This window comes from Sporolactobacillus putidus, assembly GCF_014647035.1.
Taxonomy (GTDB): Bacteria; Bacillota; Bacilli; order Bacillales; family Sporolactobacillaceae; genus Sporolactobacillus; species Sporolactobacillus putidus.
In genome coordinates, this window is the sequence record NZ_BMOK01000033.1 from 1 (window position 1) to 1,402 (window position 1,402).

Annotated in this window: 1 protein-coding gene; it reads left to right on the top strand. The window is 45.9% G+C overall.

Going from position 1 to position 1,402, the window contains the following annotated elements; translation table 11 throughout:
* The first annotated feature begins 57 nt into the window (after window positions 1-57).
* A complete protein-coding gene (locus IEX81_RS16465; protein ID WP_188805338.1) occupies window positions 58-1,296 on the top strand; it encodes an ISL3 family transposase in 1,239 nt (412 codons plus the stop codon).
* The last annotated feature ends 106 nt before the right edge of the window (window positions 1,297-1,402 follow it).

A 1,402-nucleotide genomic window follows, 5' to 3' on the forward strand; every position in this document is an offset into this window, starting at 1 on the left:
TTGTCCTCATATGCTACGATTAAAGCGACAAAACCAAATCAAAGCGAGGTATAAATGATGTCCCAAACTGATTCTATCCTAAATTTACTCAATATCCAAGACCCAAATATCAAAATTTCAGCTTGTACTGATTTTTCACAGGCCGGAGTTCACGAAAAACTGCTTTCAGCTACGCTGACTTACCCCGTCGAACGCTGTGTTAATTGTGGTTCCACGAATCTTGTTCAGAATGGGACCCGCCTGACCAAGATGAGACTGCCCAGCCTAGGTGAACAACCGCTCCGCATGAACCTGCGCAAACAGCGTTATCTGTGCCGAACTTGCCACCATACTTTTAGCGCGCAGACGCAGCTCGCTCCGCCTCGGCACTCGATCACCCGCCAAGCAGTCCACGAAATCGCGACTTTAGCTAAGAACTCACTGCCAGTCAAGACGATCAGCCAGGCCGTGGGGATCTCAGCTTCCTCGGTTCAACGGATCTTGTATAAGGATCAGCGGGCTTTAGTAACGCCAAAAGAGCTGCCGACAGCTCTCAGCTTTGACGAATTTCGTTCAACTAAGAACTGCTTTTCTTTTATCTGCATTGACGCAAAAACACATGATTTGGTCGCCTTATTGCCAGATCGTCTCTCGCAGACGATCCGCGAGTATTTCACCAATACTTATACACTTTCTGAGCGTCAAAAAGTTCAACTAGTGACCATGGATCTGAATGCACAGTATCAGACTTTCGTCCGTCGTCTTTTTCCTAACGCCCTGATCGTCTTTGACCGTTTCCATATTGTTCAGTTAGCGGGTCGGGCACTTGACCATGAACGGCTGCGTGTTTTAAAAGGGATCAACGACCACCACGACCGCAACTATAAAGTTTTAAAAAGCAACTGGCGCTTATTCCACTTAGCTGAAAATCAACTTGAGACCTCCCAGGTTAAATATTATCGGGGATTAAATGAATACACGACTGCCCAAAATGTGGTCGATCTGGGACTCAAGAATTTTCCACAGTTCGCAGAAAACTATCAGACCTATCAAACGATCTTAACCTTTATTCGCAACCGCGATCGGGCTACTTTACAACAATTAGTTATGAACTACCGTCCCAATGGTACTGAAATGGATACCGTCATGAGGACCATTCAAAAGAACTACTTAGGGATCAGGAACGCTTGTCTCTATGACTACTCTAATGGGCCGTTAGAGGGGATCAATCGCAAGATCAAAGAACTTAAACGTAGCTGTTACGGATTCAGTAACTTAAGGCATTTCTTTATCCGCATCAAATTGATCCATGCCTAAGATAAAAAATTTAGGTCAACACTGTGGGAGGCAGGTGCGGGCCCATTTCGCTACGCTTCGGACCCGCACCTGCCTCCCAACCCAAACACTTTAATCTAGCTATGGC

What these genes read in the sequence shown, in the direction of transcription:
- IEX81_RS16465 (WP_188805338.1), top strand. Translation starts at nt 58, where the DNA reads ATGTCCCAAACTGATTCTATCCTAAATTTACTCAATATCCAAGACCCA.